General features: G+C 43.8%; 17 protein-coding genes and 2 riboswitches. Of the genes, 4 read left to right on the top strand and 13 right to left on the bottom strand.

What is annotated here, in order from left to right; translation table 11 throughout:
- Positions 1–63 precede the first annotated feature (63 nt).
- Positions 64–1,035, bottom strand: coding sequence for a sensor histidine kinase (locus MHB50_RS04110; RefSeq protein WP_205179310.1), 972 nt, complete (start codon positions 1,033–1,035; stop codon positions 64–66).
- Positions 1,036–1,740: a response regulator transcription factor gene (locus MHB50_RS04105; RefSeq protein ID WP_077109998.1), complete on the bottom strand. Its 705-nt coding sequence runs from the start codon at positions 1,738–1,740 to the stop codon at positions 1,036–1,038.
- Positions 1,741–2,419: 679 nt separating this feature from the next.
- Between MHB50_RS04105 and MHB50_RS04100 the strand changes: the two genes are divergently transcribed.
- A complete protein-coding gene (locus MHB50_RS04100) occupies positions 2,420–3,937 on the top strand; it encodes a BCCT family transporter (protein ID WP_139345558.1) in 1,518 nt (505 codons plus the stop codon).
- A 63-nt stretch (positions 3,938–4,000) separates the two neighbouring features.
- Here the strand turns inward: MHB50_RS04100 and MHB50_RS04095 are convergent, their stop codons facing one another.
- The 9 genes from MHB50_RS04095 to MHB50_RS04055 form a co-directional block, all read right to left on the bottom strand.
- Positions 4,001–4,420 (bottom strand): universal stress protein, encoded by a 420-nt coding sequence (locus MHB50_RS04095; protein WP_077109996.1) that lies wholly within the window; start codon positions 4,418–4,420, stop codon positions 4,001–4,003.
- Between the two features lie 322 nt (positions 4,421–4,742).
- The gene (gene ytpR / locus MHB50_RS04090) at positions 4,743–5,348 is read right to left on the bottom strand and encodes a YtpR family tRNA-binding protein (RefSeq protein WP_077109995.1); all 606 of its coding nucleotides are present in this window, start codon (positions 5,346–5,348) and stop codon (positions 4,743–4,745) included.
- Positions 5,345–6,163, bottom strand: coding sequence for a DUF1444 domain-containing protein (locus tag MHB50_RS04085; protein ID WP_077110009.1), 819 nt, complete (start codon positions 6,161–6,163; stop codon positions 5,345–5,347). Before MHB50_RS04085 ends, ytpR begins: the two co-directional genes overlap by 4 nt.
- A gap of 82 nt (positions 6,164–6,245) precedes the next feature.
- Entirely contained in the window at positions 6,246–7,523 is a 1,278-nt protein-coding gene (locus MHB50_RS04080; protein WP_340084896.1) for an acetylornithine deacetylase, read from the bottom strand.
- Positions 7,524–7,703: 180 nt separating this feature from the next.
- A riboswitch (TPP riboswitch) is annotated at positions 7,704–7,795 on the bottom strand.
- Between the two features lie 257 nt (positions 7,796–8,052).
- Positions 8,053–8,370, bottom strand: a complete 318-nt coding sequence (locus tag MHB50_RS04075; protein WP_077109993.1) for a thioredoxin family protein — start codon at positions 8,368–8,370, stop codon at positions 8,053–8,055.
- A gap of 1 nt (position 8,371) precedes the next feature.
- On the bottom strand, positions 8,372–9,388 hold the full coding sequence (locus MHB50_RS04070) for a PTS sugar transporter subunit IIC (RefSeq protein WP_077109992.1): 1,017 nt from the start codon (positions 9,386–9,388) through the stop codon (positions 8,372–8,374).
- A gap of 144 nt (positions 9,389–9,532) precedes the next feature.
- Positions 9,533–10,561, bottom strand: coding sequence for an ABC transporter substrate-binding protein (locus MHB50_RS04065; protein WP_077109991.1), 1,029 nt, complete (start codon positions 10,559–10,561; stop codon positions 9,533–9,535).
- Positions 10,558–11,310, bottom strand: a complete 753-nt coding sequence (locus tag MHB50_RS04060; RefSeq protein ID WP_205179319.1) for an ABC transporter permease — start codon at positions 11,308–11,310, stop codon at positions 10,558–10,560. Before MHB50_RS04060 ends, MHB50_RS04065 begins: the two co-directional genes overlap by 4 nt.
- Positions 11,307–12,071, bottom strand: coding sequence for an ABC transporter ATP-binding protein (locus MHB50_RS04055; RefSeq protein WP_340084895.1), 765 nt, complete (start codon positions 12,069–12,071; stop codon positions 11,307–11,309). The genes MHB50_RS04060 and MHB50_RS04055 overlap by 4 nt, the downstream gene beginning before the upstream one ends.
- Positions 12,072–12,230: 159 nt before the next feature.
- Positions 12,231–12,328, bottom strand: a riboswitch (TPP riboswitch).
- A gap of 126 nt (positions 12,329–12,454) precedes the next feature.
- Here MHB50_RS04055 and MHB50_RS04050 point away from each other — a divergent pair.
- Positions 12,455–12,895, top strand: a complete 441-nt coding sequence (locus MHB50_RS04050) for a YtoQ family protein (protein ID WP_077109989.1) — start codon at positions 12,455–12,457, stop codon at positions 12,893–12,895.
- Between the two features lie 166 nt (positions 12,896–13,061).
- Here the strand turns inward: MHB50_RS04050 and MHB50_RS04045 are convergent, their stop codons facing one another.
- Both MHB50_RS04045 and MHB50_RS04040 read right to left on the bottom strand, forming a co-directional pair.
- Positions 13,062–13,586, bottom strand: coding sequence for a DUF84 family protein (locus tag MHB50_RS04045; protein WP_077109988.1), 525 nt, complete (start codon positions 13,584–13,586; stop codon positions 13,062–13,064).
- A gap of 38 nt (positions 13,587–13,624) precedes the next feature.
- Positions 13,625–14,695, bottom strand: coding sequence for a M42 family metallopeptidase (locus tag MHB50_RS04040; protein WP_339162105.1), 1,071 nt, complete (start codon positions 14,693–14,695; stop codon positions 13,625–13,627).
- A 142-nt stretch (positions 14,696–14,837) separates the two neighbouring features.
- Between MHB50_RS04040 and MHB50_RS04035 the strand changes: the two genes are divergently transcribed.
- On the top strand, positions 14,838–15,155 hold the full coding sequence (locus MHB50_RS04035; protein WP_077109986.1) for a PepSY domain-containing protein: 318 nt from the start codon (positions 14,838–14,840) through the stop codon (positions 15,153–15,155).
- A 337-nt stretch (positions 15,156–15,492) separates the two neighbouring features.
- Positions 15,493–16,983, top strand: coding sequence for a peptide MFS transporter (locus tag MHB50_RS04030; protein WP_340084894.1), 1,491 nt, complete (start codon positions 15,493–15,495; stop codon positions 16,981–16,983).
- The last annotated feature ends 374 nt before the right edge of the window (positions 16,984–17,357 follow it).

Genomic DNA, 17,357 nt, shown 5'->3' with positions numbered 1-17,357 from the left:
CGTTAAGCGGGGCCTCCATCTATCGGTTCACCTTTCATTTTCCTTACAATGACGTAAGGTTGTTCAAAACGTAATGCGAACGGTTGTCCCAACCCCAACTTCTGACTCAATATCAATGTGATGGCCGAGGCGTTCACACACTTCTTTGGCCAGATATAAGCCCATACCTGTCGATTCCCGATATATCCGTCCATTTTCACCGGTATAAAAAGGGTGGAACACACGCTTAATATCTGTTTTCGGGATGCCGATTCCTTGATCGCGTATTTCAAGGCAAATCCCTTTATCGCAGTGAAAGCCGGCAACGATTACTTTTTTATTGCTTTCTCCTGAATATTTCACGGCGTTGGTAATGAGCTGGTTCAGGATAAAGGTCATCCACTTTTGATCTGACTCGACTATTAAATCATCAGTCATTTTCACCTCGGGATAAACATGGCTTTTAATAAAAAGCCGCTTATTTTCATGAACCGACTGTAAAGCCAGCTTTTTTAATGAAACACGCTCTACCTTGAAGTCATGTTCAAAGGTATCAAGCCGTGCCGCATATAATACCATTTCAAGTCCTTTTCCAATTTTGTAAGCCTCTTCGCGAATACTGGAAAATTGCGGATTATCTTCTTCCTGAACTAATAATTCGATGACGGAAAGCGGTGTTTTCATCTGATGAACCCATTGATTGATAAATGTCGCGTGTGTATTTCGCTGTTCCTCATAGCTGTTGAGCCGATTGATGTAATAAACATATTGAGATTTCAACAAATTGCCCAGGGCAACGGGAAGAGGAGCATCTCCGTATGTTTGATTGACTTCTTCCAAATAATGAAGACTGGAAGATAATCGTTCATAAAATGCCTTATGACTGATATAGCGATACAATAAATAACAGCCGAAAATAAACAGCCCGATAAACAACGCATAAATAGCAACGGATATATGCCGGTAACCATCAAGCCAAATAATGAACAAGACAGCCAAAAGCTGAACAATGACGACAAACATGAAAGGGATATGATCCCGAATAAACAGTTTCATTTACGCTTCTTCGCCTCCCCATGTGGGAACGATCCGGTATCCTTCCCCCCGTATCGTCTCGATCGCATTGTCAATCCCAAGCTCATTCAGTTTTTTTCGGACACGGGTTATATTCACATTCAATGTATTATCGTCCACAAAAGATTGATCATCCCACAGCTTTTCCAATAAGGTTTCACGACTGACGACTCGCGGACATCGCTTGAGGAGCATTTCAAGCAAAACCGCTTCTTTTTTCGTTACAGAGACTTCCAAACCGTTAAAATGGATTTCCATTCTTTCTATATAAAGGGAGAGTCCCTCCTTCTTTATAATTCGTTCTTCCATTTGCGGCGCATATTCCCCATACGCCCTTCGCAAGTTGCTGCGAATTTTTGCGGTAACAACATCATAATGGAACGGCTTTGTAATATAATCATCCGCACCATGTTCCAATGCCATTATTTGATCCATCTCACCCGAGCGTGCCGATATGAATAAAATGGGACATGTGGACACATTGCGAATTTGTCTGCACCAGTAAAAGCCGTCAAAGCTTGGTAAATTCACATCCAATAGAACAAGATCAGGTTCTTCTTTCATAAAATATTCCAAAATGGCGTCAAAATGGTCGATCAATACAACAGCATAACCATATTTTTCAAGATGGGTCCGCAAAAGATCTGCCAGTTTCGGATCGTCCTCGACAATCATAATTTTTGACATAGTCCCTCTTCCTTTGTTTTCTTTTTATTGTAAATCCAATAGCAGGCGAAATACAAAAAATGGCTCTGCATTTGGCTATACTTGACGGTGTCGTCACGCTTTGAAAACGATGAATGTAACAGCCGGCTCATAATAAACCTTTTTTTGAAAAAACTAATAAAGTGAACTCGCTCAACATCTGCTTATATTCTCGTTGACAACAATTGAACAAAGTGAGATCGCAAGCGGGCTTTTGGCAAGCTCAAGCAGCGAGATCATCAAAAAAACTTACAATTGTTCTTAATGCGATGACGATGTGGAGGGAGCTGTCCTTGTCCTGTCGTTTCGCTCGCGCTCGTCATCCTGTAAATCAAAACGCCCGCCCTTGTGCGACATCATCGAAAAAACTTACGGCTTTTTCTTCGTGCGATGCGTTTTGCCGATCCAAGCCAAGCGGGCTTTTACTGGCAGTTGATCCTACACTTACCATTTTCATTTTATCTCGACTTTTTGGAGTGGCGCTTTACTGCCGGTTAAAGTTGATAACATATGGCATAAAGCACTTTTTAATAGATTTGCATCTGTTTTTCAAATATTCTTAAAAATTCTCATCCCTTGAATTGCCTCGCCATCATTGTTAAGGTAAAACATGTTGATAGCAGTCCGAAGCATCTCCATAAATGGAAGGAGAGAAAAAGTTTTGTGGAGTAAAGTCTCTAGTGTTTTTTGGGTATCAACAGCCATACTATTGGTTGCGGTTTTATTCGGGGTAATTGCCCCCAGTCAATTTGAAGCAGCTACTTTTTCTATAAAATCTATGATTACCTCTAGTTTTGGCTGGTATTATTTAATCTTGGTTACTGTCATTGTTGCGTTTTGTCTTTTCCTCATTTTTAGCCCCGTAGGTGCCATCAAGCTGGGAAAAGAAGGGGAAAAGCCCGAATACTCCAAACCAACATGGTTCGCCATGCTTTTTTCCGCAGGAATGGGTATCGGCCTCGTTTTTTGGGGAACTGCCGAACCTATATCCCACTACGCTGATGTCCCACCCATGTCTGATCCTGGAACAGACGCCGCCATTAAAGAATCAATGAGATTTACTTTCTTTCATTGGGGAATTCACGCATGGTCCATATATGCCCTGGTGGGCCTTTGCCTGGCCTATTTTAATTTCCGCAAAGGAACACCAGGCTTGATTAGCGCAACGCTCAGTCCCGTTTTAGGCAAATATGCCCGAGGTCGACTTCCCATGTTGATAGATATTATTGCGGTGACAGTCACCGTTGTGGGAGTGGCGACGACACTCGGTTTTGGCGCTGCGCAAATCAATGGTGGTCTTTCATATTTGCTGGGCATTCCAAACAACTTTCTCATACAACTGATCATTATTGTCATCGTCACGGCATTGTTTTTAATGTCTGCCTGGTCCGGTTTAAGTAAAGGAATTAAGTATTTGAGCAATACGAACATGGTACTGGCGGTCGTGTTATTAGTACTCATCTTTATCCTTGGCCCCAGCCTGTTTATTTTAAACATGTTTACGGATACCGTTGGAGCCTATATCCAAAACATTATTCAAATGAGCTTGCGAATTGCTCCACTTGAACCCGGCTCCCGCGAGTGGATAAACGACTGGACCATTTTCTATTGGGCATGGTGGATATCTTGGTCGCCGTTCGTCGGCATTTTTATTGCCCGTGTATCAAAGGGCCGGACAATTCGGGAGTTTATGATTGGTGTGTTAATCCTTCCGGTCATTGTCAGCTTTATTTGGTTCGCGGCCTTTGGTTCCACAGCAATTGATGTTCAACAGGCCGGCGCTATTGATTTAACAGAATACGCCACGGAGGAAGTTTTATTTGCTGTATTTAATCAAATGCCTTTTTCCGCCATTCTTTCAATAGTGGCTCTCATTTTGATCGGAACCTTTTTCATCACTTCGGCGGATTCGGCAACCTTCGTACTTGGAATGCAGACATCCTACGGTTCTTTAACACCGCCAAACAGTGTGAAGATCGTCTGGGGTATCATGCTGGCTGCCATGGCTGCCATTCTCCTTTACAGCGGCGGTCTGGATGCGTTGCAAAACGCGCTTATCATAGCGGCCTTGCCTTTTTCAATAATCATGATTTTAATGATGCTCTCGATTTACAAGGCTCTGCGCAAAGAGCGGGCCGAGTTAGGTTTGACCAGAAGAAAAAAAATGCAACAAATGTAATCAGCGCGACTCAAAAAAAGCTGATTTCCGCTTTAAGGGAAATCAGCTTTTTAAGTTATATATTTATTTTACGATTAAAACAGGTGCCTTCACTCTTTTGGCGACTTTATGGCTGACGCTGCCAAGCACCATTTCCTGGAGTGTATTGAGCCCGCGGCTACCGACAATCACCATATCACATGAGCTTTTATTGGCATATTCCACGATCGCCGGTCCTGGATCGCCATGGAGCATGGTGAGTGTATGGGAAATGTTGGCATTCTTGAAAACTTCTTCTACAGGAATCAATTTTTTCCTGCGTTCCGCTTCCAATTCTTCAATATTTTGGCTCTGAAGCACCTCACTTTTCGCTTTTGAAAAGTCTACTACGTAAATAATTTCTACTTCAATACCTTCGGACATTTGCGCAAGTAGTGCCGCTTTCTCTGCTGCACGGAGCGAATTATTGGATCCATCAGCAGCAACTATTAACCTTTTTAACATGTTGATCTCCTGCCTTTGTCTATTCATGGCCTTTACCAACCATGCGATTTGCCAGTTTTTTGGAGGCGGCCGGTATATCAAAACCAGCCAATGTGGATGATTGCCAATTTCGGGATTCTAGTATATCGTGATCATTCTATGTAAGCCATCCTCAGTTGATTTAGAAACATCACAAGAAAAACGATATACTATTCTATCATCCATTTGGAAAACTTTTACCAACGGTTAACATCATAACATACAGCGCTCTACATTTCATCACCCATGAAAAAAACCCCGCTTTATTTCAAACGGGGTTCGTTGTTTGTTCACATTTTATCAATCATGCAAAGGCTTGACCCGTTTCATATTGATCGTCTTCTAATACGAGAATGCCTTTTTTCTCAGGTGCATTTGGGAGACCGAGCTCACGTGCCGAGCAAATCATTCCGCTGGAAGCCACTCCCCTTAACTCCGCATCCTTGATAACCATGCCGCTTGGCATGACGGCACCCACTTTGGCCACGACAACCTTTTGGCCTGCTTCCACGTTGGGAGCCCCACAAACGATTTGCAGTTCTTCCGACCCGACATCGACGAGACAGACACTTAGTTTATCTGCATTCGGATGCTTTTCTTTCTGTTTAACGAACCCGACAACAAACTTTGGTGAAAGATCTGCTTCCAACTTCTCTTCCATTCCGTTTTCTGCCAGCGCCTTCTCGATGTTCTTCACCAATTGCTCGGTCAGTTCCACTTTTCCATTTGCATCAATATCTATGTATTTGGATGCGTGAAAAAGGTTGAACCCTCCTGTTACATTCGTTTCCCCGTCAAAGATCCGGACCGCATCCCTTTTTCGTTCAAATTGAAACTTTTCCCGGTCTACATCCTTCAACACGATCATTAACGTATCGCCAATTCCTTCACGGTTATAAAATACATTCATGTATTGTTCCCCTTTCCATTGTCTACTCTTCTATTTTTACCCATAATAAATATCGGCTCAAGTTTGCCTTTTTCATATATAAATGAGAGCGCCGTAATGGGTACAAGGCCATTTGTAAAAAAGCTCATCGTCATTTGCGCCAGTACATCGTAGCCGGTCTCATTCCGCAAGTCGGCGATGATGAGAACATCTTGATGAGGAACCGCCACAGCCATTTCCCCTTTTATATTTGTTGCCGTTTCTTCTAAAAACTTTTCGTTTAATATTCGGCTTGCGTCGTATCCGTCATTTGTATTCAGAAAGTAGAACTCGTTTCCGGCCACCTCGTCTTTTTTCATGGCCGTCGGAAGCGAGCGGACATTGAATCGTGCCATTTCCCGGATTTCGTGCGGATCGAGACCCTCTTTCTGTATAAACTCATCATCAATCAGGCGATATGTTTTTCCAAGGTCGAGCGCATAATACACTCTTGTCTCTGCCGTATGCTCATCGGTAAGAAACTTATTGCCGTCTTCGGATTCAACGGGAAATGAGGTGGAGCGAATCACGGGAAAAATATTTTTTTCACTTCCGGCAACAACTTGTTCCCGATCCATGACACCAAGCGCTTCTTCGGCGTAATAAACGACTTCATCAATCGCTTTTTCCTTGCGCTCATGCCATTTGGCAACGATTCCCGGCAAGGAAATATCAATCCCTTTGCCATTTTCCGCATTTTCAACACGCAATAATTCTTTTTTTCGATCATATGTAATCGTCCGGCCTTCTTTGCTTAGCCGCGCCTCAAGCTCTTCTTTTAGTTTTCGCTCATTCATTTTCAATGAAAGACCCTCCCTGGGTAAAATACGCTACCATCCATCATACATCAAAATGACACGGGCTAAAAGAATGAACGCTTTACTCTTTTTTCGTATTACACCACTCAACCATGAAATGCAACAAAGTCTTCGTAAACTTGCATAACTGTTCAATGTTTATTTTTTCATCCACGGAATGAGCTTCTTCCACTGTTCCCGGCCCGTAAATAGCTAAAGGGATTCCCGCTTCCTGGAACCAGCCTCCATCCGTAACTGTTTTGGACATCCCTGTTTTTGCAGCCGTTTGCCATACGTGTTGATGAGACTGCTGCAGCCTCTTAATCGCGGGATGACTTTCGTTCAGCTCCAGAGCCGGAAAAATTTCACCCTTTTCCTCGATCATGGATCGGCCACCCCAGCGGAACTGCGGAGGATTGTCTTTTAGCCAAGGGTCAGCCTCAGCGACACGGCGAATATGGCTTTCGATCTCAGCAGTAACAGACTCATATGTTTCATTCGGATAATAATGAACGGTCACCCACAAACGGCATTCATCTGCTATAAATGCGGGATGCCTTCCTCCTTCAATTACGGCTGGATTAATGGTGTTCGCCCCAGCCGGAAAGCCCGGATAGTGCTTGGTTATCGCCCAATGGCGTTCTAATTCCTGCAACCCGGCAATGATTTTCATCATTTTTTCTATGGCGCTCGCTCCATATACCCCACCGCCGGCATGAATCATATGTAGACGCATAGCATCGTGGAAAACCTCACGGCTTTTCACGGTGATCCAGCCAGTTATCACTCCTCCCTGCCCATGGATTTCACTATCGCTCACATCCATGACAAGGGCAAAATCACCTGAGTATCCCCGTTCAATACAAGAAAGTGTTCCGGCTTCTCCCACTTCTTCCCCAATTACCGACTGGAATTGCAAATCACCTTTCAGCTCAATACCATGCTCATTTAACAATTTAAAAGCAAAAAGCGCTGCCGCCATTGCACCTTTCATGTCCGCAACGCCCCGACCATAAGCAAAACCGTTCTTGGTTATCATGTCAAAAACAGGGACAGTCCATTCACTTTGATCCCCTACTTCCGCTACATCAATATGGCCATTGATAATCAAACTGTTGTAACGCTCCCCCTCGGTCCCCTTCTTGATCCCAACCACATTCGGATCATTCTCGTAAACGTCCCAGCTATCTGTTTCGAAATGTACCTGCTGTAAAAACGATTCAATATATTGTTGGACTTCCCTCGTATTCCTCGCAGGAGGACTAACCGTTGGATAACGAACTAAATCCTTTAAAATATCCAGTAATTCACTTTGCCTCTGATCAACACTTGCGCTCAAATCATTTTGTATACTTAGCATGATAATTCTTCCTTTCTATATATGGATGAAAATCCCTGGCGAGTGCGCCTTAGGCCGATGATTCCCCGTCACAACTGGCATATCAATTACATAGAGCTACTTCCATCCCTGACACTTTATTACGTTCCAAACGTGAAAAAAGCCGCTCTTCACGCAGGAAGGCAGCGGCTTTTAAAACAATGACAAAGCAGCCTGCTTCCCTACGCCAGCATAAACCGGATCAGGTTCAAAGGGTTTACTTCTCAGCCGTCAAGGCTCCCCCAGCAGAAAGTATTTCGCAATATTCTTCTATCATCATCTATCTTATCATAATATTACTGATTGTACACAATACCGGAAGGCGCCGCGCATTGAAGCATGAACGATCACAAAGCGCTCGGCCATCGAAAGAGATTGCGATACATAAAAAAGTGAAGCACGCTTCCTTCCAACCGCAAGCTTTTGAAAAAAACTGTCCAGCGTTGTAACAGCTCCGGCGAATTCTTGCCGACTTTCGCTGAAAGCTGAGCGAAAAAGCGCTCCTTCACACTTACTCAGACAGGCCGTTTATAAAGTCCTCGATTTCTTCCAGCGTTTTTCTGTCTTTGCTTACAAACCTTCCTGCTTCTTTCCCGTCATGGTATGCGACAAAACTTGGAATACCAAAGATATCCATTTCTTGGCATAGTTCAAGAAATTCATCCCGATCGACGTATACGAAATGATATTCCGGATAATCCGCTATTAACCGCGGCAATACAGGTTCAAGCACCTTACAGTCCGGACACCAGTCGGCGGAAAACATAAAGATGGCACGTTCTTCATTCTTCAATTGCTCAAATTGTTCTTTTGATTGCAGTTTTTCCATATTACTTCCCTCCAGCATTTATAAGCATCTGGCCAGGTTTAATCCAGCCGCGCTTTCTCATATATTCTGATATGATTAAGCTTATCACAGCCGGACCAATAACATGGAGTACAATGACTTGGATCAGAACACTTGTTGAAAATCCCATCGTTGTAAATGTCATGATCTGCCCGACAAAACCGCTCGTTCCCATACCGGCTCCAGCGGCATTGCTGGTCATTCTCCATACGGTCGCCCCAATTGGAGCCAATAGGATGCCGGCAACTGTCGGTGGAATTAATATAAGCGGATAGCGAATAATATTCGGAACCTGCAACATGGAAGTCCCAATCCCGATAGCAAGCAAACCTCCCACTTTATTTTCCCTGTAGCTTGCCACCGCAAATCCGACCATCTGTGCACTGCAGCCAATCGTGGCAACGCCGGCGGCAAGTCCATTCAAATCAAGCATCAAAGCGATAGCCGCACTGGAAATGGGAGCCGTGAGAGCAAGTCCCATCAATGTGGCGACCACTATCCCCATGACGATCGGACGCTGGTCTGTAGCCCACATGATCCAGCTTCCGAAGACCGTCATAAATGTCGAAATGGGCGCTCCCACGAACTTTGCCACGGCAAATCCGGTAAAAATAGTAACAAGTGGAGTAACAATAATATCAACTTTCGTCTCCTTGCTAACCATTTTTCCAATTTCCGTTGACATTAACGCGGCCACATAACTTCCTGCGGGACCGCCAAATTCAGCACCGGCCGCACCAGTTGCCACTGCCGCAAAAATGACTAAAGGTGGCGCGCCAAGCCCAAAGGCAATCGCCACTCCGATTGCCGGCCCCATTAATCCCATCGCCATTTCGCCCATTTCAACGAAAAATGGCCATCCGAGTTGTTCACCAACCGTTTTCATAATCAAACCGATTATCAAAGAAGAAAAAAGTCCGAGCGCCATATAACTTAACGCATCAATTACATAAGCTTTTGCAGTTAAATGGACACCTTTCCTGTCGAGAAATTGTTTCAACGCCAAATCCTCCTGTAAAAAAATAAATACAAGTCCACTTAACTAGTGTAAAGACAACTGTATTTTTTGTCTATCTTTTATTTCATATTTTTCCCCATAAACAAAGAAAACACCCCCACACAATGGGAGGTGCCAATAGAAAGATTATGATTCAACAATATTGATATACATCTCCTCTGCTGGAGGAGCTTTTTCCACATAATCCGTATCTTCCAGCCACTGGATGACTTCATTCCATAAATCTTCCGACTGACTTCCAAACGCTTCGTTTTCCTTTTCCATTTTTGGAAGCAAAATATTCAAGCTTTCCTGTTCTACTTCTTTGTTGAGAGGAAAGTTTTCATCGTCCTGATTGTTTAATAAAATTTCCAGCGCTTCTTCCGGGTTTTCTTTCATAAACTCATACCCTTTTGAAGCCGCCTTCCAAAAAGAACGGATTGAATCTTCTTTTTCTTTCCATGTATCATCATTTGTGACAAACACCAGCTCGTAGTAACTTGGAACACCATAATCTACTGGATTAAAATGCTCCGTTTCTACTCCTTGGTTGGCAAGCATAGGGACTTCATGATTGATAAAAGCACCGGTAACCGCATCCACCCGCTTTGTCGCAATCGCCGCATTCAGCTCAAAACCGACGTCCGTCATCTTCACCTTGCTCATATCTCCGCCATCAGACTCCACGATTGTTTGTACGAGCGGTTCATTAAGCGGCGTTCCCGGCCAGCCGACTGTTCTTCCTTCCAAATCTTTCGGTCTCTTTATATCACTGTCTTTCAAATAAATAATATGATTGAGCGGACTTCTGACAATCGCAGCGACCGATTTTACCTGTACCCCATCAGCCCTTGCCGTGATCACATCAGATTGATAACCGATGCCAAGTTCAATATCTCCTGTAGCTGCCAGATTAATAGGGTCCGTTGGATTGGCAGGAAAACGGATGTTCACATCCAGTCCTTCCTCTTCAAAAAAACCTTTTTCCTTTGCAGCATATAAATAACTATGGACGGCGTTGGGATACCAGTCCAGCATAATGTCAAAAGATTGTAATTCTTTATCCGTTTCCTTCGTTTTATCTGGGCTGGAAGCAGTTTCCCCCTGTTCTCCCCCACATGCCGAAAGCAGCATTACAGCGAATAATGCGCAATAGAATACAATTCTCTTTCTCATTTTATATTTCTCCATTTCATCGTTATTTTTTCAAGCCAAGCGACAAGCAAAAACAACATAATGCCCGTCAGCGATAACAGAACGATTGGCGCAAACACTCCCGCTCCATCAAATTGTGTCATCATTCTTCGACTAAAGTATCCAAGCCCCTTGTCAGCTCCCAGCCACTCCCCGATGGCCGCTCCGATGACGCTCAATGTAACGGCTACTTTTAATCCCGAATAGAAATGGGGTAATGCCGACGGAAGCTCCACCTTATAAAATATCTGTCGTTTTGTGGCCCCCATCGCTTGAAGTGTTTCTTTTAAGTGAATATCGGCGGACCGCAGACCGTCAAACGTATTAACCGTAATCGGAAAAAAAGTGATGAGCACGGTCACAACGATTTTGCTCCAAAGGGAATAGCCAAACCAAAGGACGAATATCGGCGCAAGCGCAATAATGGGTATCGTTTGCGAAGCGATAAGCAAAGGGAAAAACGCCTTCCTTACAATATCACTCTTATGCATCCAGATGGATAAGCCGACACCAAACACCAGTGACAATAAGAGGCCAATCAGCATGATCAGACTTGTGGACGGCAAATGTCCAACAAAAAGAACGCTTCTGAGTTCCCACAGTCTGTCCACAATTTGTAAAGGTGATGGCAGGATAAAAGGCTTTCCATATAAGCGGGCGCCAATCTCCCATACAACTAAAAGCAATAATACGAGCAGGATCGATAAGCCGTATTTTTTTAAAAAAGTCATAACGTCACCAATTTTCTTAAATCAAGCAATAATTTTTCTTTTAATTCGGTGAAAGCAGGATCTTTTAAATCCTCGACCATCCTCGGCCTGTCAAGCGGAACCAGAATTTCTTCCAAATGACTTACCGGCTTTTCGCTGAATAATAGTACGCGGTCGGAAAGAAACAGCGCTTCCTCAACATCATGAGTAATAAACAAAATGGTTCTCCCCGATTCAGCCCATTGATCAAGCAGCCATTCATGCATGACCGTTTTTGTAACGGCATCAAGTGCGCTGAATGGCTCGTCAAGTAGTAATAAGTCAGACCCGCCCAACAAGGCACGCAGAAACGAAACACGCTGCCGCATCCCTCCGGACAATTCATCGGGATAGCGATGCTCAACATCCTTCAAACCAAATGCTTCCAGCTTTTTAATGACCTCGGGCCACACTTCTTTTTTGCTGAACCCTTTTAATATAAGTGGCAAGGCGGCATTATCAACGACTGAAAGCCATGGGAGCAGCCCATCCTTTTGAGACATATATCCGACGTGCCCTTGCCTGTCGGAAAGCTCCTTTCCATTCACCAAAATGCGTCCGCTGTTTTGCTTCTCAAGCCCTGATACAAGTCGGAACAGTGTACTTTTCCCCGCACCGCTTGGACCAACAACACTTACAAACTCGCCTTTTTTCACTGAAAAGCTGACATCTTGAAGTACAGCCTGGTGTACATTCGAGTCATAAGCAAAAGATACTTGTTGAAAAACAAGAGCTTCACCCATCTTAAAAACTCCTTTCTTGAAATGGTTGCTTATGAGCCCTCCTTTCTTTTTTTTTCGAGAAATACAAGGCACCATGCATGAAAAAAGAGCCCTTCTTAAAAAGAAGTGGCTCTGACCCATCTAATAAAAGGCATGCGTAAACAAACATGAGAATATGAATACGCATCTTCTCCACTTCCCTGCGCTAGCATTACCTAGATCAGGTTAAAAGGGTTGAGGAAATCCTCTCTCAGCTTTTGGCACCCCTAGTGTTTCCCGTATGTAATTAACATTCCTGCCCCTATATATATCCTATTTATTCAAAAAAAAGCAAATAGAGTTTGCAAGAAAAAAGGCGTAGTTGATGATATGATAAATGTAAATGCAAAGGAGGAGAGAATATCGTGAGATTAACCGTATATTTGGCTGGAGAAATCCACAGCACATGGCGCGAGGAAATCAAAGAAAAAGCACAAGCCCTCAAGCTGCCGATCGACTTTGTCGGGCCAATGGAAGATCATGACCGCTCAGACGCCATTGGTGAAGAAATTCTTGGAGAGCAGCCCAATGCCATCTATCGGGACGCGGCAGCTTCCAGCTTTAACAATCTAAGAACACAAGTCCTTATGCACAAATCAGACCTCGTTATTGCCCTGTTTGGAGAGAAGTACAAGCAGTGGAATACGGCCATGGACGCGAGCGCTGCCGTCGCATTGGGAAAACCGCTCATCTTAATCCGTCCGGAAAATCTCCACCATCCGTTAAAAGAGTTGTCCCGAAAAGCTAACGCAACAGTGGAAACAGTGAACCAAGCAATAAAAGCGCTCTCATATATTATTGAATAGGTCCCTATCACCTGAAATTTGTTGAATAGAACCGATAGCAAATAGACAATAGAAATGAGAATACAAACGGTTGTCCACATTGTACTTATCCTTAGGACATGGACATAATTAACGGAAAATATGAAACGCGCAGGGAGCAGTTACAAACTGTGTCCCGCGCGTTTCTCTACTTCTTGACGTAATGTTTCTTTTCTCTTTGCCCGATCAGCAGCTTTATAATATGTTTGAACATTTCAGCCCGTTCAATTCGCCCATTCGTGAAAATGCCGATTGCTCCTTCATTGGAACTGATCCCGCTCCGTTTGCTATAATCGTCCATCACGGGCCCCAACTCTTCTCCCATGCGCAGGCGACCCGCAATTTCCTCCGGCAGCAAAATTCGGGCTCCTCCAGCAAGCAGCGGCTTTTTTCCTTTTTCAGCCAATGCTCCCCAATTGCACAAAAATAACCCAAAAGTAGCTTCCGTAACACCGCCTTCCAAACCAATTGCCACATCAGCTTTACTATTTTCCAAACAAAATTCGGCACGATGGATGGCCCCGTGTATCGTTTCTTCATCGGAAAAAGGCATGGCACTTACATGAGATGGCGCATCGACCGGCACAATTTCGGCTTCTATTTCCAGTTCTTGAAAAGCTCTCTGTACAGCTTTTAATTTCGCCTTGTTTTGTGAGCCAACAGCAACAATCATAAAGCCACTCCTACTCTACTGATCTTTTCTAAATGCCATTATTGTTGTCGAATCGTCTTCACTGCCGACCAATCACTTGCTTTTACAAGGCGAACGAGCAGTTCTTTCGCCGCCGCATAGTCATCAACATGAACGATCGACGCATGTGTGTGGATATAGCGTGCGCAAATCCCGATCACCGCACTAGGCACCCCTTCGTTGGAAGTATGTACACGGCCCGCATCTGTTCCTCCCGGGGAGACAAAATATTGGTACGGAATGTCATGTGTTTCGGCCATGTCCAAAACAAACTCCCTCATCCCTTTAAGCATAACCATTGAGCGGTCAAAAATTCTAAGCAATGCCCCTTTTCCAATGTGGCCGAATTCTTTCTCATCTCCCGTCATGTCGTTGGCCGGACTCGCATCAAGTGCAAAGAAGAGATCAGGCTTAATCATATTCGCGCTTGATGCCGCGCCACGAAGACCAACTTCTTCCTGAACCGTAGCACCGGAGTAGACAATATTTGGCAGTTTTTCATTTTGCAGTTCTTTTAACAGCTCGATGGCCAGCCCGCATCCGTAACGATTATCCCACGCCTTGGCCATCACTTTCTTTGGGTTGGCCAGCGGTGTAAATGGACAGACTGGAATTACTTGTTGTCCCGGTTTAATCCCTATCTTTTCGGCATCCTCACGATCATCCGCCCCAATGTCAATGATCATATTTTTGATCTCCATTGGTTTTTTCCTTTGTTCCTCGGTAAGCAAGTGCGGCGGAATAGACCCGATAACTCCCATTACCGGCCCGTCGTCAGTGATGACCTGAACCCGCTGGGCAAGCATTGCCTGATTCCACCAACCACCCAGAGGCTGAAAACGGATCATCCCGTTTTTTGTAATTTGTGTCACCATAAAGCCAACTTCATCCATATGACCCGCGACCATTATTTTAGGACCCGATTTGTCGCCGGTTTTGATCCCAAAAATACTGCCCAGCCTGTCTTGTACTACCTCATCAGCATATTTCTCAAGCTGTTTGCGCATAAATTCCCTGACTTGGTGCTCATTTCCCGGTGCGCCCGGAAGCTCCGTCAGCGTTTGAAAAAGAGCGAGTGTATCTTTCTCCAATTCTTCAACCCCTTTTCGGATATTTATTTCATTTTACCATTAAATCGTTTTTGTCAGAAATAGGAATCCTGTGATTTATGGTCGAACTGCCTGTCTTCTTCCTGTATACTTAATGTATGGTGATATTTTGGAGGTGCAGAATATGAACTGGAAAACATTTGTACTTGGAGCTGGCGCCGGGGTCATTGCGGGCTATTTTGCAAGTGAAGCCGTAAGAAAAAATTGTCTTGTACCAGAAGGAAAAGTATTGGCAGATGTGAAAAACGCTTTTAAACAAACAGGTGAAGTGGACGGATCATGGATTAAGTTTAAACCAGAAGAGTTTGAAAAACACGGAATTAAAACAAAGGTGTACCGCGGCGGCGTTTCCCATAAGCAAAATGGGAATTCACAACAGTTTGAGTTCATCGCTGACGCGTACACTGGAAGTGTTATAGACGTATACCCGGTATCACATTAAGAACTACATATTCATAGTCGAAAAAAGGGATGGACAGCGAAAAAAATGTTTCGTTGATCCATCCTTTTATATTTAGACTCATACTTCTCGGGAAACTGAAGGGACGGTCATATGATCATGATTCCCGGCAAAACCCTATTGGTAAACAAACAGCATCTTCTTCCAAATATCATTCGGAGAAGATGCTTTTTTTTTTTTTGAAAATTGCATTGATACTTGTTAGAAAAAGGGTTATGAAGGGAAAAGTAATAAAAAATACTATAATATTTCGAAATGATTTACTCTTTATCAACTATATAACCATTACTACTTTAATATAATAATGGAGGGTGTAGAAATGTCTGTAGTCGACAAACAAAAAATTGTTTCAAGCGTCCCTCAAACGGGGTTTTTTGGACATCCTAAAGGTCTTTTTACTCTCTTTTTTACAGAGTTTTGGGAGCGCTTTTCCTATTACGGGATGAGGGCCATCCTTGTTTTTTATATGTACTATGAAGTATCCAAAGGCGGTCTAGGTCTTGATGAACAGACAGCTCTTGCCATCATGTCCATCTATGGTTCGCTCGTTTATATGTCAGGTGTTATCGGTGGTTGGCTAGCTGATCGAATATTCGGTACGTCCCAAGCTGTATTTTACGGTGGAATATTGATTATGTTTGGCCATATTGTATTGGCAATTCCGGGAAATGTAACAATGTTCTTTGTTTCCATGATTCTGATCGTGATCGGGACCGGATTGCTCAAGCCGAATGTATCAGCAATGGTCGGTGATATTTATAGTGAAAAGGATGATCGCCGTGATGCTGGATTTAGTCTTTTTTACATGGGAATTAACTTAGGCGGTTTCTTGTCGCCATTAATTGTTGGTTCTGTTATGAACTATAGTTTTCACCTAGGATTTGGGTTTGCCGCAATCGGAATGTTGATTGGGCTTATCATCTTTCTGGTCACGAAAAAGAGAAGCTTGGGGCTGGCAGGCACATATGTCGCCAATCCTTTATCCCCAGCCGAGAAGCGAAAGGTCTATATGGTAATTGGCGGGGCTGTCGTTCTATTGGGGATTATGTTAGCGGTAACAATCCCGGCGGGTTTGCTTACGATTGAATCTTTTATCGCTCTTGTAGGTTTATTGGGATTCCTTATTCCAGCCATCTATTTTATTGTCATGTATCGCAGTCCGAAAACAACGGAAGTGGAGCGTTCCCGTGTTCTGGCCTTTATCCCGCTGTTCCTGGCTTCAGTCATGTTTTGGTCCATCCAAGAGCAAGGCTCAACCATTCTTGCCAACTTTGCGGATAAACGGACCCAATTGGAGATTGCGGGAATCCATCTTTCTCCCGCATGGTTTCAATCATTGAATCCGTTATTTATCATACTGTTAGCGCCTGTCTTTGCCTGGTTATGGGTGAAGCTGGAAAAACGCCAGCCTTCCATCCCCCAAAAATTTTCTTTGGGATTATTGTTCGCGGGTCTTTCCTTCCTTGTCATTTTATTGCCGGCTCATTTTGGCGGTGAACATTCTTTGGTCCATCCCATATGGCTCGTACTCAGTTATTTGATCGTTGTCATTGGTGAATTATGCTTGTCGCCTGTTGGTTTATCTGCCACAACCAAGCTGGCACCGGCTGCTTTTTCAGCCCAAACAATGAGTCTATGGTTTCTTTCCAATGCGGCCGCGCAAGGGCTGAACGCCCAGATCGTAAAATTCTATCAACCCGAAACAGAAATGCTGTACTTTGGAGTCATTGGCGGAATGGCCATTCTAATAAGTATCATTCTGTTCATCGTTACTCCTTTGATTCAAAAGTATATGAAAGGCGTGCGTTAACATCGGTAAAAACTGCTTGCGCACACAACACGCGCACATCGGGTTGTGATGAAAAATGCTTTTTTTATACAGTTGAATCGCGGGCAGTTTGTCCTGTTTCAAAGGTAATCAATCAAAAATGAAAATTAGAGATCATATACTGTTCCGCTTTCGATCTTGAAACGTTGAGTTTTTCCGGACGCCCGCAATATACGTCTCTACAATCGAGATAAGCAGAGGTCCGTGACAATTCATGTCGATTATTTCCTTAGGGGGAGAATCGACATGTTTTGGTTGGTTTGAAAACAATATTGTATTAGAAAAACTACCATTCATTTAACAACATAACATACAGAGCCATATTGGCCAGTCAGTCTGTTCAGGCGGAACAAAAA

The sequence above is a fragment of the Siminovitchia sp. FSL H7-0308 genome (assembly GCF_037980985.1).
Taxonomy (GTDB): Bacteria; Bacillota; Bacilli; order Bacillales; family Bacillaceae_C; genus Siminovitchia; species Siminovitchia thermophila.
Note: the sequence above shows the minus strand (reverse complement) of the source record. Positions and strands in the feature narration are given on the sequence as shown.

Coding starts and splice junctions, on each gene's coding strand:
- MHB50_RS04045 (WP_077109988.1), bottom strand. CDS start 13,586: ATGATTGTTGCTGTTGGCTCACAAAACAAGGCGAAATTAAAAGCTGTA.
- MHB50_RS04075 (WP_077109993.1), bottom strand. CDS start 8,370: ATGGAAAAACTGCAATCAAAAGAACAATTTGAGCAATTGAAGAATGAA.
- MHB50_RS04110 (WP_205179310.1), bottom strand. CDS start 1,035: ATGAAACTGTTTATTCGGGATCATATCCCTTTCATGTTTGTCGTCATT.
- MHB50_RS04030 (WP_340084894.1), top strand. CDS start 15,493: ATGTCTGTAGTCGACAAACAAAAAATTGTTTCAAGCGTCCCTCAAACG.
- MHB50_RS04065 (WP_077109991.1), bottom strand. CDS start 10,561: ATGAGAAAGAGAATTGTATTCTATTGCGCATTATTCGCTGTAATGCTG.
- MHB50_RS04105 (WP_077109998.1), bottom strand. CDS start 1,740: ATGTCAAAAATTATGATTGTCGAGGACGATCCGAAACTGGCAGATCTT.
- MHB50_RS04080 (WP_340084896.1), bottom strand. CDS start 7,523: ATGCTAAGTATACAAAATGATTTGAGCGCAAGTGTTGATCAGAGGCAA.
- MHB50_RS04085 (WP_077110009.1), bottom strand. CDS start 6,163: ATGAATGAGCGAAAACTAAAAGAAGAGCTTGAGGCGCGGCTAAGCAAA.
- MHB50_RS04060 (WP_205179319.1), bottom strand. CDS start 11,310: ATGACTTTTTTAAAAAAATACGGCTTATCGATCCTGCTCGTATTATTG.
- MHB50_RS04095 (WP_077109996.1), bottom strand. CDS start 4,420: ATGTTAAAAAGGTTAATAGTTGCTGCTGATGGATCCAATAATTCGCTC.
- MHB50_RS04035 (WP_077109986.1), top strand. CDS start 14,838: ATGAACTGGAAAACATTTGTACTTGGAGCTGGCGCCGGGGTCATTGCG.
- MHB50_RS04055 (WP_340084895.1), bottom strand. CDS start 12,071: ATGGGTGAAGCTCTTGTTTTTCAACAAGTATCTTTTGCTTATGACTCG.
- ytpR (WP_077109995.1), bottom strand. CDS start 5,348: ATGAATGTATTTTATAACCGTGAAGGAATTGGCGATACGTTAATGATC.